The 23,797-nt window shown below is 73.4% G+C and carries 19 protein-coding genes; 4 read left to right on the top strand and 15 right to left on the bottom strand.

The window, feature by feature from the left end; all coding sequences use genetic code 11:
- Nucleotides 1–3: 3 nt before the first annotated feature.
- From RY076_RS07280 to ffh, 3 genes are all read right to left on the bottom strand, one after another.
- Nucleotides 4–366, bottom strand: a complete 363-nt coding sequence (locus RY076_RS07280) for a hypothetical protein (RefSeq protein WP_323096933.1) — start codon at nt 364–366, stop codon at nt 4–6.
- A 165-nt stretch (nt 367–531) separates the two neighbouring features.
- Nucleotides 532–732 (bottom strand): hypothetical protein, encoded by a 201-nt coding sequence (locus RY076_RS07275; RefSeq protein WP_323096932.1) that lies wholly within the window; start codon nt 730–732, stop codon nt 532–534.
- A gap of 168 nt (nt 733–900) precedes the next feature.
- On the bottom strand, nt 901–2,511 hold the full coding sequence (gene ffh / locus RY076_RS07270; RefSeq protein WP_323096931.1) for a signal recognition particle protein: 1,611 nt from the start codon (nt 2,509–2,511) through the stop codon (nt 901–903).
- 54 nt (nt 2,512–2,565) lie between these two features.
- Here ffh and RY076_RS07265 point away from each other — a divergent pair, with 54 nt between their 5' ends.
- Nucleotides 2,566–2,967 carry an NUDIX hydrolase gene (locus tag RY076_RS07265; RefSeq protein WP_323096930.1) on the top strand — a complete coding sequence of 134 codons (402 nt, stop codon included), beginning with the start codon at nt 2,566–2,568 and terminating at the stop codon, nt 2,965–2,967.
- Between the two features lie 70 nt (nt 2,968–3,037).
- On the opposite strand, the gene RY076_RS07260 is transcribed toward RY076_RS07265, so the two are convergent.
- The 6 genes from RY076_RS07260 to smc form a co-directional block, all read right to left on the bottom strand.
- Complete coding sequence (locus RY076_RS07260) at nt 3,038–5,401, bottom strand: [protein-PII] uridylyltransferase (RefSeq protein WP_323096929.1); 2,364 nt, start codon at nt 5,399–5,401, stop codon at nt 3,038–3,040.
- 93 nt (nt 5,402–5,494) lie between these two features.
- On the bottom strand, nt 5,495–5,833 hold the full coding sequence (locus RY076_RS07255) for a P-II family nitrogen regulator (protein ID WP_323096928.1): 339 nt from the start codon (nt 5,831–5,833) through the stop codon (nt 5,495–5,497).
- Nucleotides 5,830–7,248 (bottom strand): ammonium transporter, encoded by a 1,419-nt coding sequence (locus tag RY076_RS07250; RefSeq protein ID WP_323096927.1) that lies wholly within the window; start codon nt 7,246–7,248, stop codon nt 5,830–5,832. Before RY076_RS07250 ends, RY076_RS07255 begins: the two co-directional genes overlap by 4 nt.
- Nucleotides 7,249–7,420: 172 nt before the next feature.
- Nucleotides 7,421–8,632 (bottom strand): signal recognition particle-docking protein FtsY, encoded by a 1,212-nt coding sequence (ftsY, locus tag RY076_RS07245; protein WP_323096926.1) that lies wholly within the window; start codon nt 8,630–8,632, stop codon nt 7,421–7,423.
- 76 nt (nt 8,633–8,708) lie between these two features.
- Nucleotides 8,709–8,909, bottom strand: coding sequence for a hypothetical protein (locus RY076_RS07240; protein ID WP_323096925.1), 201 nt, complete (start codon nt 8,907–8,909; stop codon nt 8,709–8,711).
- A gap of 142 nt (nt 8,910–9,051) precedes the next feature.
- Nucleotides 9,052–12,633 carry a chromosome segregation protein SMC gene (smc, locus tag RY076_RS07235; protein WP_323096924.1) on the bottom strand — a complete coding sequence of 1,194 codons (3,582 nt, stop codon included), beginning with the start codon at nt 12,631–12,633 and terminating at the stop codon, nt 9,052–9,054.
- A 131-nt stretch (nt 12,634–12,764) separates the two neighbouring features.
- Between smc and RY076_RS07230 the strand changes: the two genes are divergently transcribed.
- Nucleotides 12,765–13,421, top strand: a complete 657-nt coding sequence (locus tag RY076_RS07230; RefSeq protein WP_323096923.1) for an MSMEG_1061 family FMN-dependent PPOX-type flavoprotein — start codon at nt 12,765–12,767, stop codon at nt 13,419–13,421.
- 61 nt (nt 13,422–13,482) lie between these two features.
- Here RY076_RS07230 and RY076_RS07225 read toward each other — a convergent pair whose 3' ends face one another.
- Entirely contained in the window at nt 13,483–13,803 is a 321-nt protein-coding gene (locus tag RY076_RS07225; RefSeq protein WP_323096922.1) for a chorismate mutase, read from the bottom strand.
- Between the two features lie 18 nt (nt 13,804–13,821).
- Nucleotides 13,822–14,112: an acylphosphatase gene (locus RY076_RS07220; protein ID WP_323096921.1), complete on the bottom strand. Its 291-nt coding sequence runs from the start codon at nt 14,110–14,112 to the stop codon at nt 13,822–13,824.
- 197 nt (nt 14,113–14,309) lie between these two features.
- Here RY076_RS07220 and RY076_RS07215 point away from each other — a divergent pair, with 197 nt between their 5' ends.
- Nucleotides 14,310–16,361 carry an acyltransferase family protein gene (locus RY076_RS07215; RefSeq protein ID WP_323096920.1) on the top strand — a complete coding sequence of 684 codons (2,052 nt, stop codon included), beginning with the start codon at nt 14,310–14,312 and terminating at the stop codon, nt 16,359–16,361.
- A 15-nt stretch (nt 16,362–16,376) separates the two neighbouring features.
- Here the strand turns inward: RY076_RS07215 and RY076_RS07210 are convergent, their stop codons facing one another.
- The 4 genes from RY076_RS07210 to RY076_RS07195 all read right to left on the bottom strand — a co-directional run bounded on the left by RY076_RS07210 (nt 16,377) and on the right by RY076_RS07195 (nt 22,437).
- Nucleotides 16,377–18,125 carry a DUF5671 domain-containing protein gene (locus RY076_RS07210; RefSeq protein ID WP_323096919.1) on the bottom strand — a complete coding sequence of 583 codons (1,749 nt, stop codon included), beginning with the start codon at nt 18,123–18,125 and terminating at the stop codon, nt 16,377–16,379.
- A 127-nt stretch (nt 18,126–18,252) separates the two neighbouring features.
- Nucleotides 18,253–19,116, bottom strand: coding sequence for an MOSC domain-containing protein (locus tag RY076_RS07205; RefSeq protein ID WP_323096918.1), 864 nt, complete (start codon nt 19,114–19,116; stop codon nt 18,253–18,255).
- The gene (locus RY076_RS07200) at nt 19,113–21,071 is read right to left on the bottom strand and encodes a M3 family metallopeptidase (protein ID WP_323096917.1); all 1,959 of its coding nucleotides are present in this window, start codon (nt 21,069–21,071) and stop codon (nt 19,113–19,115) included. Before RY076_RS07200 ends, RY076_RS07205 begins: the two co-directional genes overlap by 4 nt.
- 67 nt (nt 21,072–21,138) lie before the next feature.
- On the bottom strand, nt 21,139–22,437 hold the full coding sequence (locus RY076_RS07195) for a hydroxyacid-oxoacid transhydrogenase (RefSeq protein WP_323096916.1): 1,299 nt from the start codon (nt 22,435–22,437) through the stop codon (nt 21,139–21,141).
- Between the two features lie 24 nt (nt 22,438–22,461).
- Here RY076_RS07195 and RY076_RS07190 point away from each other — a divergent pair, with 24 nt between their 5' ends.
- On the top strand, nt 22,462–23,748 hold the full coding sequence (locus RY076_RS07190; RefSeq protein WP_323096913.1) for an NAD(P)/FAD-dependent oxidoreductase: 1,287 nt from the start codon (nt 22,462–22,464) through the stop codon (nt 23,746–23,748).
- Nucleotides 23,749–23,797 lie beyond the last annotated feature (49 nt).

Below are 23,797 nucleotides of genomic sequence, written 5' to 3'. Positions count from 1 at the left end.
CGTTCAGCCGCCCACGGAGAAGCCGTGCCCCGAGAACCCGCCTCGGGTCACGACGCCGCCCTCGGACCGGAACCCGCTCCCCCACGACTTCGACGAGGGCGGCGCGGTGAACGATCCCCCGGCCACGCGAGCGCCGATCGCCGGCGCGGCGATGCCGCGGGGCACGAAGTACCACCCGTGGCCGCCGTGGAAACCCGCCGAGTGGTGGTCGTCGCACCGGTCGTCGGCGACCCGGGTCTGCGTCGCCTCGTCGACGCAGACGCCGGCGTAGTCCTGGTCGTCGTCCTTCACCGCGCCGTAGATGCCGAGCGAGGCGAGCGCCACCGCCCCCACCGTGACGGCAGCGGACTTGCGGGTCATGGGCATGGGCGGACGCGTCTCCTCGGCTGCGCAAAGCCGCGACCCTCGCCGCGACGCGCCTACGACGTCGGGAACGCGCCGCCGGATCCCTCCGGGTCCGTCCCATCTGCGGCGGCCGGCCCGGCCCCTGCTCGGCCGGTCGGCTCGGTGTCCGATACCAGGGTCCTGGCGTCAGCCTGGTTTCCACCAGGCCGAGAACCGCCAGGTCAACCTGGAACCGACGACGACACCGGCGCCGAAGGCGACGGCGCCGACGACGACCGGCAGGACCGAGCGCTGCGTCTTCTGCTTCTGCCGGACCAGCGGCTGAGGCGACGGTGCGTCGTCGACCGCTGGTGCGGTAACCGGTTTCGACGGAGTGGTCGTGGTCATCGAGGGCCACCTACTTCGGGTACGCGTTGCTCCTCTGTCCCGACCCATCGTCCCCCCGGGCACGGGCGCGCGTATCCACTCCGGAGGATGAACCGGAGCTCACATCTGGTCCTCCGTCGGCGTGACGCGGCCGCCGCGGTGACGTCGAACCCGTGCCCCCGGGAAGCGTCAGCTCTTGCCGAGGAACTTCTCGAAGCCCTTGGGCAGGCTCGACGGGTCGAGGTCGGCGAGCGGGTCGGCCGAGCCGTCGGCGCCACCGAAGGAGCTGCCTGCCGGCTGCCGCGGCGCGTTCGCGCGCTCGACGGCGGCCCGCTCCTCCGCGGCCCGCTTGGCCGGGTTGCCGCTCTTGCTCTTCTTGCGCTGCGGCTGCTGCTGCCGGCCGCGCTTGCCCTTGCCGGGGATGCCCGGCATGCCGGGCAGGCCGCCGCCACCGCCGCGCGCCATCGACTTCATCATCTTCTGGGCCTGGCTGAAGCGCTCCAGCAGCTGGTTGACCTCGGTGACCGTGACGCCCGAGCCCTTGGCGATGCGGGCGCGGCGCGAGCCGTTGATCTGCTTGGGGTGGGTGCGCTCGAACGGGGTCATCGAGCGGACCATGGCCTCGACGCGGTCGAACTCGCGGTCGTCGAAGGCGTCGAGCTGGTCACGCATGCCCTGCATGCCCGGCATCATCTTGAGCATCGACTTGAGCGAGCCCATGCGCTTGATGGCGTTCATCTGCTCGAGGAAGTCCTCGAACGTGAAGTCTTCTTCAGCGAGGAACTTGCGGGCCATCTCGTCGGCCTGGCGCTTGTCGAACGCCTTCTCGGCCTGCTCGATGAGCGTCAGCACGTCACCCATGTCGAGGATGCGGCTGGCCATCCGGTCGGGGTGGAACACCTCGATGTCGGTGACCTTCTCGCCGACCGAGGCGAACATGATCGGTTCGCCGGTGATCTCGGCGACCGACAGCGCGGCGCCACCACGCGCGTCGCCGTCGAGCTTGGACAGCACGACGCCGGTGAAGGCGACACCCTCGTGGAAGGCCTGGGCGGTCTCGACCGCAGCCTGGCCGATCATGGCATCGATGACGAAGAGGACCTCGTCGGGCTGCACGGCGTCGCGGATGTCGGACGCCTGCTGCATGAGGTCGGCGTCGACGGCGAGGCGGCCGGCGGTGTCGACGATGACGACGTCGTACTGCTTGGCGCGCGCGTGCTCGATGCCCATCCGCGACACCGCGACCGGGTCGCCGAAGGAGCGGGTGCCCTCGCCGGAGTCGAGGACGGCGTCGTGGCCCCCCATGTTGCCGCGCTCGGGCGCGAAGACCGGGAGGCCGGCACGCTCGCCGACGACCTCGAGCTGGGTGACGGCGTTGGGTCGCTGGAGGTCGGCCGCGACGAGGACGGGCGTGTGGCCCTGCTCCTTGAGGCGGTGGCCGAGCTTGCCCGCGAACGTCGTCTTGCCCGAGCCCTGCAGACCCGCGAGGAGGATCACGGTCGGCGGCTGCTTGGCCAGCTGGAGCTGGCGCGTCTGGCCGCCGAGGATGCCGACGAGCTCCTCGTTGACGATCTTGACGACCTGCTGGGCCGGGTTGAGCGCCTGGCTGACCTCGGCACCGAGCGCCCGCTCGCGCACGCGCGAGGTGAAGCGCTTGACGACGGGCAGGGCCACGTCGGCGTCGAGCAGGGCGAGCCGGATGTCACGGATCGTCGCGTTGACGTCGGACTCCGAGAGCCTGCCCTTGCCGCGCAGGTTCTTGAAGGTGGCGGTCAGCCGGTCAGACAGGGATGCGAACACCCGGCAACTCTAGCCGCCGCGGCGTCGTGCTCAGACCGCCGCTACCGTGGCCGGGTGGCCGACCTCATCGACAAGATCGCGTGGATCCACCTCGAGGAGCGGCGCCTGCTCGTGGCCCGCAACGCCGGGCGGGAGCGGTTCTACCTGCCCGGAGGCAAGCGCGAGGCCGGCGAGAGCGACCTCGAGACCCTGGTGCGCGAGCTCGACGAGGAGCTGACGATCACCGTCGATGCGGCCACGGCCGCGCACGTCGGCACGTTCGAGGCCCTCGCCGACGCCCGGACGGACGGGCTGCTCGTGCGGCTCACCTGCTACACGGCGGCGCACACGGGCACGCTCGCCCCGTCGCGCGAGATCGACGAGCTCGCCTGGATCACCTCCGCCGACGGCGACCGCGTGTCGGCCGTCGACCGGCTCGTCCTGATCCACCTGCGCCAGGCCGACCTCCTCGACTGACGCCTCCACCCGGGCTGGTTCGAGGTCATGGGCGACTGAGTCCGGTCGCCGATCACCCCCGAACGGCCGGTCAGTCGGCGTCGCAGGTGTCGATGATCATCGCGACGGCCTGGGCCGCCCGTGCCGGAGCGAGCTGGCCGCCGCCGAACTCCGTGACGTAGAACGTGTCGAGCGTCTGCCCGGCGTAGGTCGCGATGTGGGCCGAGCGCACCGACAGCGACGCCCGGGCCAGCGTGATCCCGATGTCCTGGAGCAGCCCGGGCCGGTCGGTGGCCCGCACCTCGATGACGGTCGCGGCCGCGGACGCGCTGCTGATGACCATGGCGCGCGTCGAGTCGACCGAGCCAGACCCGGGGCTGCGTACGCCCGCCGAGCGACGACGCTGCAGCTTGCCGAGCGGCGCCCGGTCCCCGGCCGCCACCCGCGTCAGGTCGCGGGCGATGACCTCGGGCAGGGGCGTCTCGCTGCTCGGCGAGTCGACCCACCACTCGTTGACCGCCAGGCCCTCGAGGGTGCGCACGATGGCCGAGCGCACGACGAACCCGTGCGCGGCGAGCAGGCCGGCGGTGTCGGCGAAGAGGCCGGCACGGTCGCGGTCGACGATGTCGATGCGGTGCGCGCCGCCCAACGAGGTCACGGTGACGTACGGCTCCCCCGAGGCGACGCGTCCCTGCGCCTCCGCCGAGAGCGGCACGCTCTCCATCGGTTCCACGACGACGGGCCCCTCTCCATCCGTGCGGGCGCTGAGGGCCGACCGGCAGGCGTCGTGCAGGCGCGTGACGAGCCCGGCCCGCCAGTCGCTCCACGCCTTGGGACCGGCCGCCGACGCGTCCGCCTCGGTGAGGGCGCGCAGCAGGTCGAGTGTCGTCAGCGAGCCGTCGACGGCGTCGGACAGGGCCGTGATGGTGGCCGGGTCCTCCGGGTCGCGCCGGGTCGCGAGGTCGACGAGGGTCAGGTGCTCGCGGACGAGCCGCACGACGGTCGCGCGGTCGGCGTCGGAGACGCCCATCCGGCGCAGGACGATGTCGGCGATCTGCGCCCCGGTGACCGAGTGGTCCTGGGCGCCCGGCACCTTGCCGATGTCGTGGAGCACCGCGGCGAGCATGAGCAGGTCGGGGCGGGCGACGTCGCGGACCATGCCGCTCGCGGCGACGACGGTCTCGATGAGGTGGCGGTCGACGGTGTGCCGGTGCACGGCGTTGCGCTGCGGCCGGCTGCGCACGATGCCCCACTCGGGGATCCACCGCTCGATGACGCCGGACAGGTCGAGGCCCTCCCACACGGTGACGAGCCCGGGCCCGGCCGCGAGGAGGTCGGCGAAGAGGTTACGGGCGACCTCGGGCCACGGCTCCGGCATCGGGGGCGCCTGTGCCGAAAGGTTCTTCAGCGTGGTCGGCGAGAGCGGGATGCCGCCACGGGCCGCGACGACGGCCGCGCGCAGCGGGATGATCGGGTCGGACGCCAGGTCGGCCGACGGCCCGAGCACGGCCTCGCCGTCGTGCCGGTAGAGCCCGTAGCCGAGCGGTGCGAGCTGCGGCCGCCGAGGCCCGACGCGCAGGGTGCGGGCCCGCTGCGACTGCATGGCCCGGCGCACGGTGCCGTCGACGGCGTAGGCGATGGTCCGTGCAGACGTCGAGAGGTCGGTGAGCAGGTCGTCGGCGTCGGTGTAGCCGAGCAGCGCCGCGCACGCGTCCTGGTCGTCGCGGGTCAGCCGGTCGCGGCCGCGGCCGGTGACGACGTGGATGGCGTCACGCACGTCGAGGAGGCGCTCGTAGGCCTCGTCGACCTCGCCGTGCGGGCGGTCGGTGAGCCACGCCGCGGTCAGGGCCCGCAGCACCGACATGTCGCGCAGGCCGCCGTGGGCCTCCTTGAGGTCGGGCTCGATGAGGTGGGCGAGGTCGCCCTGCCGGGCGTGCCGCTGGATCACCGAGTCCTGCATCTCGCCGAGGCGGGTGCGGGCGTTGGCCCGCCAGTCGTGGGCGACCGTCGAGCGGGCCGCGTTGACGACGTCGGCATCCCCCGCGACGTGCGTCAGGTCGAGCAGGCCGACCGCGGCGGAAAGGTCCTCGGACGCCACGGCTCGGCAGTCGGCGACGGTGCGGACGCTGTGGTCGAGCTTCACGCCGGCGTCCCAGATCGGGTACCAGAGCTTGTCGGCGAAGGCGCCGACCTCCTTGCCCGACAGGCCCCGCGGGTGGTGCACGAGGACGAGGTCGTAGTCGCTGAGCGGGCCGCCGTCGCCCCGGGCCAGCGAGCCGACCGCGGCCAGGGCGACGCCGGCGTGCCGTCGCCCTGCACAGGCCTCGCGCCAGAGCTCCTGGAGCCAGCCGAAGCCGAACTCCGCGAGCGCCCGGCGCCGGGTGGGGCCGGCGCCGGGCGTCGCGAAGGTCCGGGTGCCGGCGAGGTCCAGACGTCGGGTGGTCACATCCGTCATGTCAGGTTCTCGCCGTCCCCTTGTGGTGCGCGTGTGCGTGTGTGCGTTCGTTGCGTTCGTTGCGTTGGGTGGTGCTGGAGGGTGGTGCGACGCTCAGAGCGCGTCGACGCCACGCTCCCCGGTGCGGACCCGGACGACCTCGTCGACGGGGACGGCCCAGATCTTGCCGTCACCGATGCGACCGGTCTGGGCCGCCTTGAGGATGACGTCGAGGACGTCGGAGGCGTCCACGTCGTCGACGAGCACTTCGAGGCGGACCTTCGGCACGAAGTCGACGGTGTACTCGGCGCCGCGGTAGACCTCGCTGTGACCGCGCTGGCGGCCGTAGCCGCTCGCCTCGCTGATCGTCATGCCGGCGACGCCGAAGGCCTCCAGGGCCTCCTTCACCTCGTCGAGCTGGTGGGGCTTGATGATGGCGGTGATGAGCTTCATGCGTTGGCTCCTTCGACCTGCGAAGCGGTGGCGACTGGACGGGCGGCGGCGGATCGGCCGGTGGAGGCCGGGAACCCGCCGAGCTCGTAGCCGGTCTCGGCGTGGACGACCTGGTCGATGCCCTCGGACTCCGCGTCCTCGGAGACCCGCCAGCCGAGCGTGACCTTGAGGGCCCAGCCGATGGCGAAGGTGAGGACGAGGGACCACACGACCGAGATCAGGGCGATGATGACCTGCAGCGCAGTCTGCTGCCAACCGCCGCCGAGGAACAGGCCCGTTCCGGTGGCGAGCAGGCCCGCACCGATGGTGCCCCAGAGGCCGGCGACGAGGTGGACGCCGACGACGTCGAGCGAGTCGTCGTAGCCCAGCTTGTACTTGAGCCCGACGGCGACGGCGGACAGGCCACCGGCGACGACGCCGAGGATGATCGAGGTGACCGGCGTCAGTGCGCCACAGGCCGGGGTGATGGCCACGAGGCCGGCGACGACGCCCGACGCCGCACCGAGCGAGGTGGCGTGGCCGTCGCGCAGCTTCTCCACGATGAGCCAGCCCGCGGCAGCGGCGCACGTCGCGACCGTCGTGTTGAGCCAGACCTTCGAGGCGACGCCGTCGGCGGCGAGCTCGGAGCCGGCGTTGAAGCCGAACCAGCCGAACCACAGCAGGCCGGCGCCGATCATGACGAGCGGCAGGTTGTGCGGGCGCATGGCGACCTTGCCGAAGCCGAGACGCTTGCCGGCGAGGATCGCGAGGGCCAGGCCCGCCGCACCGGCGTTGATGTGCACGACCGTCCCACCGGCGAAGTCGATCGGGATGACCGAGGCGATGCCGTCGGTGACGCCGAACAGCTTGGCCGACAGGCCGTTCGCAGCGCTGGAGAGGAACCCGCCGCCCCAGACCATGTGGGCGAGCGGGAAGTAGACGATCGTCACCCAGACGACGGAGAAGACCATCCACGTGCCGAACTTGACGCGGTCGGCGATGGCGCCGCTGATGAGGGCGACGGTGATGACCGCGAAGGTCAGCTGGAAGCCGACGTACACGTACTCCGGGATCCAGACGCCGACCCCGAACGGGTCGATGAGTCGGGCCGCACCACTGGCGTCGGTCAGGGCGCCGAGGCCGAAGAGGTGGAACGGGTTGGCGAAGATGCCTCCGATGTCGCTGCTGGCGTCCTGCAGGTTGCCGAACGACATCGAGTAGCCCCAGAGCACGTAGACGATGCCGACGGCGGCCAGGGCCCCGAAGCTCATCATCATCATGTTGAGGACGGACTTCGACCGGGTCATGCCGCCGTAGAAGAAGGCGAGAGCCGGCGTCATGAGCAGGACCATCGAGGAGGCGACGAGCATGAACGCGGTCGCGGCCTCGTTGATCTGTGGAGCTTCTGCCGCGAGGGGCATCAGTGCTGGTGTCATGCGCCGAGTCTGGGGACGGGCGGTTTCACCGGGACGCGCGTCGTGTTACGGGCATGTCAACAACGCCAACGCTGTGTGAACCGGTGGTTGCAGCGAGCGGGCCCGTCCACATGGTGGACGGGCCCGCTCGCGTGCTGGTCGTGCTGGTCGTCCAGGTCGTGCTGGTCGGACCTCAGGCGAGGATCGCGTCGACGAACGCCTCGGGGTCGAACGGGGCGAGGTCGTCGGGCCCCTCCCCCAGGCCGACGAGCTTGACCGGCACCCCGAGCTGGCGCTGCACCGCGACGACGATGCCGCCCTTGGCCGTGCCGTCGAGCTTGGTCAGGACGATGCCGGTGACGGCGACCGCCTCGGAGAAGACCTTGGCCTGCTGGAGGCCGTTCTGGCCGGTCGTCGCGTCGAGGACGAGGAGCACCTCGTCGATCTCGCTCTGCTTCTCGATGACGCGCTTGACCTTGCCGAGCTCGTTCATGAGGTCGACCTTGTTGTGGAGGCGCCCGGCCGTGTCGATGATGACGACGTCGGCCTCCTCCTCGATGCCGGCCTTGACGGCGTCGAAGGCGACGGCGGCCGGGTCAGCGCCGTCGCGGTCGGAGCGCACGGTCGGCACGCCGACGCGGGCGCCCCACGTCTCGAGCTGGTCGGCGGCCGCGGCGCGAAAGGTGTCGGCAGCACCGAGGAGCACCTCGCGGTCCTCGGCGACGAGGACGCGGGCGAGCTTGCCGACGGTCGTCGTCTTGCCGGCGCCGTTGACGCCGACGACGAGCACGACGGCGGGCCGGTCCCCGACGCGGCTGCTGGCGATGCGCCGGTCCATGTCGGGCTGGACGAGGGCGAGGAGGTCCTCGCGGAGCCAGCCGCGGACGGTGGCCTCGTCGGCCTTGCCCTCGACCTTGACCTTGGTGCGCAGGGAGTCGACGAGCTCGGTGGACGCCTCGACGCCGAGGTCGGAGGCGATGAGGGTGTCCTCGACCTCCTCCCAGGCCTCCTCGTCGAGCGAGCCGCGCGAGAGCAGCGCGAGCAGGCCCTGCCCGAGGGCGGAGTTGGAGCGGGCGAGCCGCGCACGCAGCCGCTGGAGGCGGCCGCGGGCCGACTCGGGCCGCTCGATGGCCGGCGCCGGCGCGACCTCGGGCTCGACCGTCTCGACCGTCTCGACCTCGGCCGGAGCCGGCGACGTCTGCACCGGTGGAGCCGTGGTCTCGCTCGGAGCGGGGGGCCGGCGGTCGAGGTCCTCCGTGGGCAGCCCGGGTGCCGGCGGGGCCTCGCGCTCGAGCGTCGTGTCGCGGCCGCGACCGCGCGTCAGCGTGACGCCATAGACGATGCCACCGACGAGCACGAGCGCGCCGATGATGACGTAGATCCAGACTGTGTCCACGAGAGCCATCCAACCACGGGCCGGAGGGGCCTCCGGAAGCCGCGGGACGCGTCCGGGAGGGTCGGGGGCGCCTGTGCGGAAGGGGTCAGTGCGTGCGGGCGCGCGTGCCGCGCGGGCCCCGCGAGGTGGCGAGGGCCGAGGCCCGACGACGCGCGTCGCGGGCCACCCCCTCGCCCTTGGCGGTGAGCAGGTCCCGGCCGCCACGGTGCGCGGGCACCGCGACGACGCCGACGACCGCGACACCGAGGACGGTGACGACGAGCATCGAGATGACGAGGACGACCATGTGACAAGAGTGACGCATGTGACGGGTGTTAAGCAAATAGACGCAAATGGCGCGTCACGACGTGTCGCGGCGCGCATCGGCGCACTCCACCCGGGAGACGGCCAGCCGGGCTGGCCGGTCGGGCCGGCCGGGTGGCGACGCGTCAGGCGGACTGCTGGTCGGCGACGTCGCGCAGCCGCTGGCTCACGACCGTCGTGACACCGTCGCCGCGCATGCTGACGCCGTAGAGGGCGTCGGCGATCTCCATCGTCTTCTTCTGGTGCGTGATGACGATGAGCTGGGAGCTGTCGCGCAGCTCCTCGAACAGCGTGATGAGGCGCCCCAGGTTGGCGTCGTCGAGGGCGGCCTCGACCTCGTCCATGATGTAGAAGGGCGAGGGGCGCGCCTTGAAGATCGACACGAGCAGCGCCACGGCCACGAGCGAGCGCTCGCCGCCGGAGAGCAGCGAGAGCCGCTTGATCTTCTTGCCCGGCGGGCGGGCCTCGACCTCGAGACCGGTCGTCAGCATGTTCGACGGGTCGGTGAGGACGAGCCTCCCCTCACCGCCCGGGAAGAGCCGCTGGAAGACGCGCTCGAACTGCACCGCGGTGTCCTCGAACGCCTCGGCGAAGACCCGCTCGACGCGCTCGTCGACCTCCTTGACGATGTCGAGCAGGTCGCGCTTGCTGCTCTTGAGGTCCTCGAGCTGCTCGGTGAGGAACTTGTGCCGCTCCTCCAGCGCCGAGAACTCCTCGAGGGCGAGTGGGTTGATGCGCCCGAGGGCGTTCAGCTTGCGCTCGGCCTGGCGCAGGCGCTTCTCCTGGACCTCGCGCACGAACGGCACCGGCTCGGGCTGCGGGGCGTCGGGGTCGGCGTCCGGGTCGGGCACGAACGGCACCGGCTGGTGCGGGCCGTACTCGTCGACGAGGGAGTCGGGAGCGATGCCGAGCTCCTCGACGGCGCGCGTCTCGAGCTGCTCGATGCGCAGGCGCTGCTGGGCGCGGGCCACCTCGTCGCGGTGGACGGAGTCGGTGAGCTCGCGCAGCTCGGCCTGCAGGGTCGCGATGTCCTTGCGGACGACGGCGAGCTCGGCATCGCGCTCGGTGCGCTCGGCCTCGCCGGCGGCGCGGGCCCGGCCGGCCTCCTCGGCCGACTCGGCGAGCAGGCCGTGGGCCCACTGCGCGGCGACCCGGACGGCGTCGGCGACGGCGGCCTCGCGGCGGCGGCGCTCCTGGCGGGCGGCGAGCCGCTCGCGCGCCTCCTCCTCGTGGCGGGCGCTGCGCTCGAGGGCGTCGGCACGGTCCTTGAGGGCGCGGGCGCGCTCCTCTCGGGTGCGCAGGGCGAGCCGCAGCTCGGTCTCGGTGGCGCGGGCCTCGCGGGCCAGCTCCTCGAACTGGTCGCGCTCCTCGGTGGAGGGCTCGTCGACGAACTCGCCCTCACCGCTGGCGGTCTCGAGCCGCTCGAGCAGCTCGGCGTGCTCGGCCTGGTCGGCCTCGAGGGCTGCGGTGGCGTCGGCGATGGCTCGCTCGGTGCGCTCGACCTCGGCGCGCGCGGCGCGCACCGACTGGCCGAGCGAGCCGAGCTTCTCGCCGACGGCCGCCATCCGGGCGTCGCTCTCGTTGAGCCGCTCGAGGGCCTCGTCGACGGCCTCGGACAGCTCGGCGCGCGTCGCCTCGAGGCCGGCGAGGCGGAAGCGGGACTCCTCGGCCTCACGAGTGGCGCTCGAGACCTTGGCGCGGGCCTCGTCGAGGGTGGCCTGCAGCTCGATGAGGCTCGGGGCGGCGTGGCTGCCACCGCGCACCCAGCCGGGGCCGTAAACGTCGCCCTCGCCCGTGACGGCCGTGACGCCGGGGTGGCGGCGCACGAGTGCCGACGCGGCGTCGGCGTCGTCGACAAGGGCGATGCGCTCGAGCACCTGTTCGAGGGCGGGGCGCAGGGTGTCGGGGCAGCTGACGACGTCGCGGGCCCAGCGGGCGCCGTCGCCGAGCGACGGCCAGGCGGCGGCGTCGACGGGGGCGGCGGACTCGGCGACGAGCAGGCTCGCGCGCCCGCCGTCGTCGTCGCGCAGCGAGCGCAGGGCGGCCCGGGCGCCGTCGAGGGAGCCGACGGCGAGCGCCTCGGCGGCCGACCCGAGGGCGGCTGCGACGGCGTTCTCGAGGCCGGGCTCGACGGTGAGCAGGGAGGCGACGGAGCCGACGATGTCGTGGGCGTCGTCGGCGGCGGCGAGGAGCGCTGCGGCGCCGTCCTTGCGGCTCAGGCTCATCTCGAGGGCCTCGACGCGCGCCGACGCCGCGGTGCGCGCCCGGTCGGCCTCGGTCTCGACCTTCTTCCACCGGACGACCTCGGCCTCGACGGCCTCGAGCCGCTCGGCGGCCTCCTCGTAGGCGGTGTCGAGACCCTGCTCGCCCTCCTCCTCCTGGGCCACGCCGGCCTCGAGGCGGTTGAACTCGCGCTCGGCCTCGGCGGCCCGGGCGGCAGCCTGCTCGATGGTGTGGCGCAGCCGGCCGACCTCGGCCTCGCGAGCCTCGATGCGGGAGGCCTTGGCGCCGACCTGGCCGCCGAGCTTGGCCAGACCCTCGCGCCGGTCGGCCGCGGCGCGGGAGGCGCGCGCCAGCCGGGAGGTCTCCTCGGCGTGGCGGCGCTCGGCGTCGTTGCGCGTGAGGACGGCCTCCTCGAGGGCGTTGCCGGCCTCCTCGATCTCGGCGAGGAGCATCTCCTCCTGCTCGCGGACCGTGGCGGCCTGGGCGCGCAGCTCGTCGGGGTCGCGGGTCGGGCCGGCGTCGTCACCGGCGTCGTCCTCGGACAGCAGGCGCACGCGCTCGGCGGCGAGCGAGCGCGTCGAGGCCATCCGCTCGACGAGCCGCCCGAGCGAGACGTACTCGTCCTGCGCGCGGCTGAGGCGCGGGCGGGCGGCCTCGGCCTCGGCCTCGAGGGCTGAGAGGCGCGTGGCGAGGTCGGCCATCGCCTCCTCGACCTCGGTGCGTCGGGCGATGAGCGCCGACTCGTCGGCGACCTCCTGCTCGAGCGTGGACTTCAGCTGCACGAGGTCGTCGGCGAGCAGGCGCAGCCGCGCGTCGCGGGCGTCGGTCTGGATGACCGCGGCACGGCGCGCGGTCTCGGCCTGGCGGCCGAGCGGGCCGAGTTGGCGCCGGATCTCGCTCGTGAGGTCCTGGACGCGGGTGAGGTTGAGCTCCATCGTCTCGAGCTTGCGCAGCGCGCGCTCCTTGCGCTTGCGGTGCTTGAGGACGCCGGCGGCCTCCTCGATGAAGCCGCGGCGCTCCTCGGGCGTGGCCCGCAGGACGGTGTCGAGCTGGCCCTGGCCGACGATGACGTGCATCTCGCGGCCGATGCCGCTGTCGGAGAGCAGCTCCTGCACGTCGAGCAGGCGGCAGGGCGTGCCGTTGATGGAGTAGTCCGAGCCGCCGTTGCGGAACATCGTCCGCGCGATGGTGACCTCGGTGTAGTCGATGGGCAGCGCGCCGTCGGAGTTGTCGATCGTCAGGGCGACCTCGGCGCGGCCGAGCGGCGCCCGGCCGGCGGTGCCGGCGAAGATGACGTCCTCCATCTTGCCGCCGCGCAGCGACTTGGCGCCCTGCTCGCCCATGACCCAGGCGAGGGCGTCGACGACGTTGCTCTTGCCCGACCCGTTGGGGCCGACGATGCAGGTGATCCCGGGCTCGAGCCGCATGTGGGTCGCCGAGGCGAAGGACTTGAAGCCCTTCAGGGTGAGGCTCTTGACATACACGAAAGAGTCGTTCCTTTGTGGTCCAACCGGCGGCGATCCCGGTCAGAGTACTAGCAGCGGGGCCCGACCCCGGGGAGGCGAGCCGTCGGTGGTCCGGAGGGCCCCTCGTGCCCGCCCCGTAGCGTGGCCTCGTGAGCGCCCACCACGAGCCCGACGCCCCCGCCGACCCGCACGCCGTGACCTCCCTCGAGCGGCTCCTCGAGGTGTACCCGGTCGAGGCGGCCGCGAACTCGATCGCCAAGGAGTCGGCCGTCCTGCTGCCGAGCCACCGGGAGGTCGTCGCGGCCTCACCGTTCGTCGTCGTGGCGACCGTCGGGCAGGGCGGCCTCGACCAGTCGCCCCGGGGTGATGCCCCGGGCTTCGTGCGGGTCCGTGACGAGCGAACGCTCGTCATCCCCGACCGCCGCGGCAACCACCGCCTCGACACGCTGCGCAACGTCGTCGCCGACCCGCGGGTCGGGCTGATCTTCCTCGTGCCCGGCATCGGCGAGGAGCTGCGGGTGCGCGGCACCGCGGTCGTCTCGACCGACCCGCACGAGCTGGCGCTGCACGCCGTGCGGGGCGTGCTCCCGGCGTCGGTGCTCGTCGTCACGGTCGAGCGCGTCTACTTCCAGTGCGCCCGCGCCATCAAGCGCAGCCGCCTGTGGGACCCGGCCTCCCACGCCGAGCGCAGCGCCGTGCCCACGGCCGGCCGGATGACGCGTGAGGCCGGCGGGTTCGGCTCCGACGCCGAGGGGCTCGCCTACGACGAGGCGCTCGACGCGCGTCAGGAGGCGACGCTCTACTGACCCGACGCGTGTCCCGCCCCGACGCGGCTGGTGTGACGGACTGGGGGACGCGCCGGGCGCGTCACTCGTCGCCGTTGGCGATGCGCTCGTGGTGGTGGATGACCTCGGCGATGATGAAACCGAGGAACTTCTCGGCGAAGACCGGGTCGAGGCCGGCCTCGTCGGCGAGCACGCGCAGGCGGGCGATCTGGCGCTCCTCGCGGGCCGGGTCGGCCGGCGGCAGGTGGCGCTCGGCCTTGAGGACGCCGACCTGCTGGGTGCACTTGAAGCGCTCGGCGAGCAGGTGGATGAGCGCGGCGTCGATGTTGTCGATGCTGCTGCGCAGGCGCACGAGCTCGGTGGGGGTCGCGTCGTCGGCGTTCGGGGACGGCTGCTCGCTCACCCCGTCAGCCTAGGTCGGTCACCGTTCGACGAACCCGTCGGTCCCGTCCTTCGGGACGGCCTCCTGTCGGACGACCGACTCGACGCGCCCGGGCCGGCGCGTCGTCGTGGGCTCCTCGCGCAGCAGCTCCTCGAGGCGGTCCACGGCGCCCTCCGGACCCTGGGCGACCACCTCCACGCGACCGTCGGCGGTGTTGCGGGCGTGCCCCACGAGACCGAGCTCGAGCGCCCGGGCACGGGTCCACCACCGGAAGCCCACACCTTGGACCCGACCCCGGACGAACATCCTCGCGCGCACCGTTCCCGCCATGGCGCCACCGTACGACCCCGGTACGACCACCCGTACGGCTCGTACGACCCGTGCGCCCGCCGGTGTCCGGGCCTCCCCGCGACGGGGTATGAGGGCGGGTTGCCCGCGTGGCGCCGCAACGACATCCCCACGCGTCCCTATGCTCACTCCAGGCACGAGCGATGACTCCACTCACCGCGGCCCCACGAGGAGGCGACGTGGCGACGTCGACGATGGACAGGGCGAGGGACCGGTCGGTCGACCGGCCTGCTGTCGACGACGCGTCGGCGCAGGTCCCGAGGACTGCGGAACGATCCACCCACGGCTCCCCGCGCTCGGGGCGCATCGAGGGCCTCGACGGCCTGCGCGCCCTCGCCATCGCCGGCGTCCTCGTCTACCACCTCGACCCGGCGTGGTTGCCGGGCGGCTTCCTCGGCGTCGACGTCTTCTTCGTCGTGTCCGGTTTCCTCATCACGACGCTCCTCGTGCGCGAGCACGGGCGCACCGGGCGCATCGCCTTCGGGCAGTTCTGGCTCCGGCGGGCCCGGCGGCTGCTGCCGGCCCTCGTCCTGTGCGTCGTCACGAGCGTGCTCATCGCGCGGCTCGTCAGCCAGGACCTCCTCGTGCACGTCGGCCGACAGATCGCCGGCGCCCTGACCTTCTCGACGAACTGGGTCGAGATCACGGCGGGCTCGAGCTACTTCGACCAGACCGCGCCGCAGCTGTTCATGAACTTCTGGTCGCTCGCCGTCGAGGAGCAGTTCTACCTGCTGTGGCCCGCCCTGACCCTCGGCCTGCTCGCTCTCGGCTCCGCGCGCATCCGTGTCGGGGCCGCCGTGGCGGTCGGCGGCGCGTCGGCCCTGCTCATGGCCGCGCTCTTCTCCCCCGACGCCGACCCGACCCGCGTGTACTACGGCACCGACACCCACGTCATGGGCCTGATGGCCGGCGCCGCCCTGGCGTTCGCGTGGTCGAGCCCGTCCCTGGCGCTGCGTGTCGCGCCCTCGCGCTGGGGCCGCCACGGGGTGTGGGCGGTGCCGGCCGCCGGCGCCGTGCTCGTCGGCGCGATGCTGCTGCTCGACGAGCAGTCGCCGTGGACCTTCCGCGGCGGGATCGTCGTCGCCTCCCTCGCCACGGCGGTCCTCGTCATGGGAGTCCTCGACCGTCGGTCCACCGGGCCCGACGCCTTCCAGCGGGTCGTGCGCCACCCGCTCGCCACGTGGGTCGGGGCCCGGTCCTACTCGATCTACCTCTGGCACTGGCCGGTCATCCTCCTCGTCGGCCTCGACAACCCGTCCGCCCCGGGCACGACGTGGCACGGCCTGACGCGGCTCTGGTGCGTCCTCGTGACCCTCGCGCTCGCCGACCTCACGTTCCGCTTCGTCGAGACCCCGTTCCGCACCCTCGGCTTCCGCGGCGTGGCCAGGCGCATGGGTGGCCTGCTCACCGATCTCACCACCCGCGGCCGGCGCATCGTCGCCGGCGTCGCGGCAGTCCTCGTCGTCGGCACGACGGTCGTGGTCGTCACGGCACCCGACATGACCGAGACCGCGCGGATGCTCGCCGCCAACGAGGCCGCGGCCGACGCGTCCGCCCCGGCGCCACGCGCGTCGGGCACCGGCACACCGGCGGCGGCCCGTCCGGTCGCCTCGGCCAGCGCGGCACCGTCCCGTCCCGCCGCGTCGGGCACGGCGGGTGCGTCCGGCGGGTCCGGCAACGCTGCGCCGGCGCGCACCGCGACCTTCACGATGCCGAGCGGCCCCGAGATCGACGCCTACGGCGACTCGATCATGGTCGGCAGCCTGCAGGCCCTGCGCTACTACTTCCCCGGCATCCGCATCGACGCCAAGTCCAACCGACGCTGGTCCGACGGCCTCGCCGAGGTCAAGGCGCGGGGCGCTGCCAACCGCCGCGCTGTCGTCCTGGCCTTCGGCACCAACGCCGGCGTCGACGCCGACCGCGTCGAGGACGTCCTCTCGGTGCTCGGTCCGAACCGGATGGTCGTCCTCGTCAACGTCATGGGCCCCTTCTCGCGCATCGACGGCGACAACGCGGCGCTCGCGCTCGTCGCGAGTCGGCACCCGACCGTCGTCGTGGCCGACTGGGCCGACGCCGTGCGCGCGCACCCCGACCAGGTGCAGTCCGACCGGGTGCACCCGACGCTCACCGGCGCGCACCTGTTCTCCAAGACGGTGCGCCAGGCCCTCGCCGAACTCTCCGAGCGCAGCACGGGCAAGCCCGTCGTGCTCAAGGAGCTCCCGATCCCCTGACCCCGCCGCCGCCCCTCACCGGGGCGTCACTGGGATCGTGTGCAACCCGTCGGCGTCCGCCAGGACGATGACGGCGGGGTCGGAGAGCTCGGCGAGCGTCGCGGTCAGCTCGTCGACGGGCCACGGCGGCCCCGACGCGTCGGTGCGGGCGAGCAGGCTCACCGTCCCGCCCGTGCGCTGGTGGACGGCCTCGGCGACCGTCGCGTCGGCGGGCCCGACCAGCAGCACGTACCGAGGACCGTGCCACTGCTCGACCCGGGCCTCGCGGTCGGCGAGGTAGACCCTCCAGTGGTAGCCGGCCACGAGCCCGGCCGTCACGAGGACACCGAGCTCGTAGCGGACGGCGAGCAGCGTGTCGGCGTCGACGCCGGCACCGAAGGCGTCCTGGAGCACGGTGATGGCAGCCCCGAGGAGCACACCGAGCCCGACCAGGCCGACGATGCCGAAGAGGAGCAGCACGTAGGCCCGGCGCACGCGGGACCGACGCTCGGCCTGCGGCTCGCGGGCCGTGACCCGCTGCACCAGCCACCAGCGCCACCACCACAGCGGGGCGCCGACGAGCAGGAAGGTGGCCGCCGCGATGACGGTGTTGACGGGGCTCTCGCCGGGCCCGAGGGCCGCCGAGCCCGCCAGCGCCTCGATGGCCGAGACCACCAGCTGCACGACTCCGGCGGCGGCCGCGAACAGCCCGACGGCGGCCAGCAGGTAGTCGTGGGCACGGTCCACCTCGGTGCGGGGACCCTCGGCGGAGGGTCCGAGCACGGTGCGGTGGTGCGCCCACACGAGGGTCCCGGCGAGGACGGCGCCGAGGGCGAACGGGACATCGCCGAAGAACTCGTGGGGCGAGGCGCCGGCGGGATCGCCGAGCAGCCAGACCCCCACCCGGTCCACGGCGACGCTCGCCCCGACGACGGCGGTCAGCAGCCCGCCGGCCACACCGACGAGCAACACGTGCGCGTGCCACAGGGTGCCGCGCACGAACCGGCGCAGGGGCAGCAGCCAGCACACCACCCAGGGCACCAGCCCGGTCAGCAGCGTCACGACGCCGGTGCGCGCCAGCGTCGCCGTGTCGCCGTCGGCGAGGTCCCACAGGTGCAGCAGCACCCCGAGCCCGGCCCCGACGAGCACGACGGCCCCCGCAGCGGTCAGCACGAGACCGACGACGGCTCCGGCGAACCCGGCCGGCGTCAGCCGCTCCGACCCGTCCGATCCGTCGTGGAACTCGACGGTGGCGACGCGTCGCTCCACCTCGCGGTGCAGCAGCCAGAGGGGCGCCCAGACGAGCAGCTCCCCCACCCGGGGTGCCGGGGCCTCGACGAGGCCGAAAACCCAGGCCAGGCTCGTCTGCAGCGCGGTGAGCAGCATGACGAGCGACAGGACCGAGCCGGCCGTCAGGTAGAGCGACCAGCCGCGCGACCGAGCCTCCTCGGGGTCGGCCCGGAGCCGGGCCCGGGTCCAGAGCACGAGCCCGACGAGGAGCGGGACCCCGATGACGGTGAAGGCCACCTGCTGGGCCAGCAGCTCGGGCCCCTCGTACGGCCAGGTGAGACCCAACGCGCGGTCGATCAGCCCGGAGACCCCCGTGCCGGCGACGTAGAGGGCGACGAAGAGCAGCAGGTAGGTGAAGAAGCGGCGGATCGCGGCGCCGTCCGTGGCCCGCACCCCGGGCGACGCCCTGCCGCCGGCCGGGCCCTTCCTCAGGCCACGGGTCACGGCCGCGACGACGACTGCGACGACGACTGCGATGAGCAGGTAACCGACCATGTCAGCCTCCTCGGCGACACCGGATCGCCCCGCCGACCCAGGGGACGACCACAGGTCCCCACGGCACCAGTCTCCCGCCGGGCACCCTTGCGGGTGAACAGGTTCGCGGTGTGATGCCTGACGCTTGTCAGCCGGTGACGACCTCGTCGCCGACGCGCAGGACCGCGCCGGCGGCCACGGGCAGCACGGGCGTCAGCCGGATGCCGAACCACGTGGCGCCCTCCCACCGGCGGTGCCGCGCCAGGGTCCGGATCGGCTCCTTCGACGTGGTGAGGATGGTGCGGTCGATGGTCGTCATGACGCAGCGGTCACACACCATCGTCGCCCGGAACGGCACGTCTCCGATCGTCACGTGGCGCCATGAGTCCTCGGCGAAAGGCTCCTCGCCGTCGACCACGACGTTGGGCCGGAACCGGTCGTGGCCCAACGGCTCCCGAGGCTCCTCGCCCCGCTCGAGCGCCGTCTCGAGGAGCCAGTCGTTGAGCCGGGCGAGCGACGCGTCGGTCGTGACGTGCAGGGGCGCGGCGTCGGACAGCGAGTTGCGGTCCCCCGCCTCGCCGCCGAGGTCGGCGCGCACGGGCCGCGCCGTGTGCTCGTCCTGCCACACGAGGCGCAGCGGACGCCCGACGCGTTCGGTGAGCCATGCGTCGACCGCCTCGCCGGCGGGGAGGGCCGAGGACTGGCCGGAGAAGCCGACCGGCACCGGCTCGGCGCCCACCGGCCTGGGCACGTCGATCGCGGCCCCTGACGCGTCGAGGAGGCGGACGTCGCCGCCGGGCAGAGGCTCGGCGCGCAGACCGAGCAGCGAATGCTCCTCGCGGGCCGTGACCTTCGTGCCGTCGGGGTCGACGACGGCCCAGCGCCGGTCGCCGCCGATGCCCCGCTCGTCGAGGGCGGCCTCGGTCGGCGAGACGCCGGCCAGCGACTTGACCGGGTGGACGTGGAGCGCGACGACCCGGAGCCCGTCGGGGGCCGGCCCGGGAACGCTCACTCGGCGAGCCAGGCCGCGTAGGCGTCGAACGTGTACGGCCGGCCGAGGAAGTCCTCGACGAGGTCGGCGGCGTCGCGGCGGCCGCCCTGGGCGAGGACCTTGTCGCGGTAGGCGCCCGCCACCTCGGGGTCGAAGAGGTCGTCCTTGTCGAAGGCGGAGAACATGTCCTTGGCGATGACGAGCGACCACATGTACGTGTAGTACGCCGAGCTGTAGCCGTCGAGGTGGCCGAAGGCGCAGTGCATGTGGGTGCCCTCGAGGTAGGGGAACACCGAGTAGCGGCCCATGAGCTCGCGCATCCGCGCGGTGAGGTCGTCGGTCTCGCGCGTGTGGAAGTCGTAGGACAGCGCGGCGTAGAACATCTGCGTGCGGGCCTGGTAGCCCTTGCCGAAGTCGTCGGCGCGGCGCATCGCGTCGACGAGGTCAGCGGGGATCGTCTCCCCCTCGGCGTTGCGGGCGAAGGTGGCGAGCACCGATGCGTCCCAGGCCCATTCCTCGAGCATCTGGCTGGGCGCCTCCACGAAGTCCCACTCGGTGGCGACACCCGAGAACCGCACCCAGCGCTGGCGCCCGGCGACGACGTGGTGCACGAGGTGGCCGAACTCGTGGAAGAGCGTGACGACCTCGTCGTGCTCCATGAGCCCGCGGTTGAAGTTGCACACGAGCACGCCCTCGGCCAGCTGGGTGTCGGTGACGCCGCGGACGAGGTCGAACTGGGCGGCGTGCTTGTACTTGCCGTCGCGTGGGTGCAGGTCGAGGTGGATGCGCCCGATGCGCTGCCCACCGGAGGAGACGTCATAGGTGGCGACATCGGCGTGCCACGTGCCGACCTCCTCCGCAGGCACCGGCGTCCACTCGAGGCCGAAGAGCCGGCCCGTCACGTCGAGCAGGCCCTGGCGCACCTGCTCGAACGGGAAGTAGGTGCGCACCTTCTGGGCGTCGACGGCCAGCTGCTCCTTGCGGACGAGCTCGGCGTAGTAGAACACGTCGGCGCCGTCGATGTCGGTGGCGTCGGGGACGTCCTGCCGCATCCGCTCGAGAAGCACACCCTTGTCGCGCTCGGCGCTGTCGGCGGACAGCTCGGTGATGCGGTCGACGAACTCGCCGATGGCAGAGCCCTTCCCGATCATCTTGACCTCGGCGTCGTAGTCGGCCCACGAGTCGTAGCCGAGGAGCGACGCGTGCTCGCGTCGAACGGCGAAGAGGTCCTGCAGCACGCGGTCGTTGGCCGGCCAGCCGATCGTCAGGAACTCCGACGTGATGGCGCGGCGCGCCCCTGCGTCGCGGGCGAACGTGCGGAACGGGACGACGTCGGGGTAGTCGGTGGTGACGGTGACGAGGCCGTCGGCGCCGGCCGGGTGCGCGTCGACCCAGTCCTGTGGCATGCCCTCGAGCCGGTCGGGAGCCACGGTGATGCTGCGGACGTCCTCGCGGATGTTCTTGCTGAAGTCCTGGCTCAGCAGGATCGCCCGCTCGCTCAGCGCCCGCAGCCGGACGCGCGCCGCCTCGTCGCGGTCGACGCCGGAGCGGCGGAAGTCGCGCAGGGTGCGCTCGAGGACGCGCGCGGCGTCGGGGTCGAGGTCCGCGCCGTCGATGCCGGCCAGCACGGCGTACAGGTCGGTGTCGAGGCCGAGGTCGGTGTCGAGTTTCTGCACCTCCTGGGCGACGCCCTCCGCGCGCTCGCGCACCGACGCGTCCGGGTGCACCTCGGCGAACAGCGAGCCCACCGACGCGGCGTTGGACAGCGCCACCTGGGCCTCGTTCCACACGCGGAGCACCTCGAGGGGCTCAGCACGAGGGTCGGCCTTGAGGCCGTCCACGAGCTCACGAACCAGCGCCAGCTGCTGCTCGCCGCGGGTGGCCACCCACTCGAGCCAGTCGCCGGTGCCCGGCATCGGCAGGGGCGTGGGGGTGCTGGGCTGCTGCGCCTCGGGCGCCGGGGTCGCTGTCGTCACGTACCGCACCCTATGCCGGTGCCCCGCCGCTGCGTCGACTGCTTTCCGCGCTCCTGCGTGAAGGGCGTCAGTGGGCGTCGGACAGGTGAAGCGACCGGCCGATGATGCCGGCGAGGTCGTCCTCGGTCACGGGCCGCGGGCTCGTGGCGAGCAGCCGCTGCTGCTTCATCGCCCCCTCGACGAGCGCGCCGACGTCGCCCTCACCGTAGCCGACGCCGGAGAGCCCGTCGGGCAGGCCGATGTCGCGCATGAGCCGCCGCAGCACGCCCGGGAGCACGTCCGCGGGCTCGCCGGCCGTGGTGTCGACCCCCGGCTCGAGCAGGCGCGCCGCCTCGAGGTGCCGGCCGGGGTCGGCCTCGAAGGTCCAGCGGAAGGCCTCGGGCGCGGTCAGCGCCACCGCGGTGCCGTGCGGCACGAGGGGCTCGCCCGGCGGGTAGCCGGCCGGGTGGTGGTCGCGGACGCGTCCGGCGACGGGATAGGCGTTGGCGTGCGGCACGTGCACACCGGCGTTGCCGAAGCCGAGCCCGGCGAAGGTCGCCGCGAGGGCCATCTCGCCGCGGGCCGCCTCGTCGTCGCCGTCGTGCACGGCGGCACGGAACGAGCCGGCCAGCAACGACATCGCGCGCTGGGCCCAGAGGTCGGAGATCGGGTTGGCGCCGCAGTAGGGCACTCGCTCCCCCGGCGTCTTGTGCTCGAACGAGGTGTAGGGGCGCGCCGTCCAGCTCTCGAGGGCGTGGCAGAGGATGTCCATGCCGGCGCTCGCCGTCACCCCGGCCGGCTGGGTCATGGTGAGGCGCGAGTCGACGACGGCGAGCACGGGCCGGAGCCGCACGTGGCTGATCCCGGTCTTGACGTGCAACGAGAGCACGTCGAGCACGCAGATGGTCGTGCTCTCGGCGCCGGTGCCGGTCGTCGTAGGGACGGCCACCAGAGGCGCCAGCGGGCGCGACGGCGCCCGGCCGGCCCCGATGGGCGCGTTGACGTAGTCCATGAGGTCGCCACCGTCGGTGAGCAGCAGGTCGACCGCCTTGGCGGTGTCGATGGCCGAACCGCCACCCACCGCGACGTAGGCGTCGAACGGGCCGTCGGCGCGGGCCCGATCGGCGGCCGCGACCAGGGCGGCGTCGGTGGGCTCGACGTGCGCCGAGTCGTGGACGACCGCCTCGAGGCCGGCCGCGCGGATCCCCTCGGCGACCCGGTCCGGGGCGCCGGTGGCGAGGACCCGGGGGTCGGTGACGACGAGCACGCGTCGGGCCCCGAGAGCCGCGACGTCGTGCCCGATCTCGTCGGCGGCGCCCGGGCCGAACTTCAGCGCGGGCGCGCCGTAGGTGAAGACGGTCTCCGGGGTGCTCGGCGTCCACGTCATGCCTCTCACCCTAGGGTGGGTGGCATGGCTGGCGACCGCACGATCCTCGTCGTCGGCGCCGGGCAGGCGGGCATCTCGCTCGTCACGGCGCTGCGCGAGCTCGGCGACGACTCGCCCGTCGTCCTCGTCGGCGACGAGCCCGAACCGCCGTACGAGCGCCCGCCGCTGTCGAAGACCTACCTGCGCGGCGAGCACGACCGCGACACCCTCGTCTTCCGCCCACCGGCCTGGTTCGCCGAGCAGGGCGTCGAGCTTCTGACCGGCCGACGCGTCGTCGACCTCTCACGCCACCGCGAGGGCGAGCCCGGCGGCACGGCCACGACGGACGACGGCCGCGAGATCGCTTGGCACCGCTTGGCGCTCACCACCGGGGCCACCAACCGCACGCTGCCCGTCGAGGGTGCCGACCTCGACCGCGTCCTGTCACTGCGCACGCTCGCCGACGCGGACGCGCTGGCCCCGGCGGTGCGGGCGGCCCGCTCGGTGGTCGTCGTCGGCGGCGGCTTCATCGGCCTCGAGGTGGCCGCGAGCGCGCGCGCCCTGGGCTGCGACGTCACCGTCGTCGAGGTCGCCGATCGGCTGATGGCCCGGGCCGTCACCGCCGAGCTGTCCGCCTTCTATCTCGAGGCGCACGCCCGGCGCGGCACCCGGATCCACCTCGGATCCCGCGCCACCCGGATCCACGGGACGTCGGGGCGCGCCGAGGCGGTGGTCCTCGACGACGGCACCGAGCTCGAGGCCGACCTCGTCGTCGTCGGCACCGGCGTCGAGCCCCGGACCGACCTCGCCCGCCGGCTCGGGCTCGAGGTCGAGCCGCGCGGCATCGTCGTCGACCGGTTCGCCCGGGCGTCCGACGGGCTCACCGTCGCGGCGGGCGACTGCACCGTGGGCCCGAACCCGTTCTCCCGCGGGCTCGTCGGGCCCACACGTCTCGAGAGCGTGCCGCACGCCACCGACCAGGCGCGGGCAGCCGCGGCCACGCTGGCCGGGCGCCCGGACCCCTACGACGACGTGCCGTGGTTCTGGAGCGACCAGGCCGACCTGCGCCTGCAGATCGCGGGCCTGCCGCACGGCGCAGACACCACGGTGATGCGCGGCGACCTTGCGGCAGAGTCGTTCTCGCTGCTCAGCTACCGCGACGGCCTGCTCGTCGCGATCGAGGCCGTCAACGCGAGCGCGGACTACCTCGCCGTGAAACGAGCGCTCGAAAAGGGTATGACCATCCCGGCCGATGCGGCGGCCGACGCCACCGCTCCCCTCAAGCGCGCCCTCAGCCCCGCTCCCGGCCCTGCCAACCACGAGGCGTCCTGACGCGCGCTGCGAGCCCACCTGCCCTAGCGTCGGGAACCGTCGCCCAACG

It is taken from the genome of Intrasporangium zincisolvens (assembly GCF_034724055.1).
Taxonomy (GTDB): Bacteria; Actinomycetota; Actinomycetes; order Actinomycetales; family Dermatophilaceae; genus Monashia; species Monashia zincisolvens.
Note: the sequence above shows the minus strand (reverse complement) of the source record. Positions and strands in the feature narration are given on the sequence as shown.

Excerpts from the sequence above, each read along its gene's own strand:
- RY076_RS07280 (WP_323096933.1), bottom strand. The coding sequence starts at position 366 with ATGCCCATGACCCGCAAGTCCGCTGCCGTCACGGTGGGGGCGGTGGCG.
- RY076_RS07275 (WP_323096932.1), bottom strand. The coding sequence starts at position 732 with ATGACCACGACCACTCCGTCGAAACCGGTTACCGCACCAGCGGTCGAC.
- RY076_RS07260 (WP_323096929.1), bottom strand. The coding sequence starts at position 5,401 with ATGACGGATGTGACCACCCGACGTCTGGACCTCGCCGGCACCCGGACC.
- RY076_RS07255 (WP_323096928.1), bottom strand. The coding sequence starts at position 5,833 with ATGAAGCTCATCACCGCCATCATCAAGCCCCACCAGCTCGACGAGGTG.
- RY076_RS07250 (WP_323096927.1), bottom strand. The coding sequence starts at position 7,248 with ATGACACCAGCACTGATGCCCCTCGCGGCAGAAGCTCCACAGATCAAC.
- ftsY (WP_323096926.1), bottom strand. The coding sequence starts at position 8,632 with ATGGCTCTCGTGGACACAGTCTGGATCTACGTCATCATCGGCGCGCTC.
- RY076_RS07240 (WP_323096925.1), bottom strand. The coding sequence starts at position 8,909 with ATGGTCGTCCTCGTCATCTCGATGCTCGTCGTCACCGTCCTCGGTGTC.
- RY076_RS07220 (WP_323096921.1), bottom strand. The coding sequence starts at position 14,112 with ATGGCGGGAACGGTGCGCGCGAGGATGTTCGTCCGGGGTCGGGTCCAA.
- RY076_RS07210 (WP_323096919.1), bottom strand. The coding sequence starts at position 18,125 with ATGGTCGGTTACCTGCTCATCGCAGTCGTCGTCGCAGTCGTCGTCGCG.
- RY076_RS07195 (WP_323096916.1), bottom strand. The coding sequence starts at position 22,437 with ATGACGTGGACGCCGAGCACCCCGGAGACCGTCTTCACCTACGGCGCG.
- RY076_RS07190 (WP_323096913.1), top strand. The coding sequence starts at position 22,462 with ATGGCTGGCGACCGCACGATCCTCGTCGTCGGCGCCGGGCAGGCGGGC.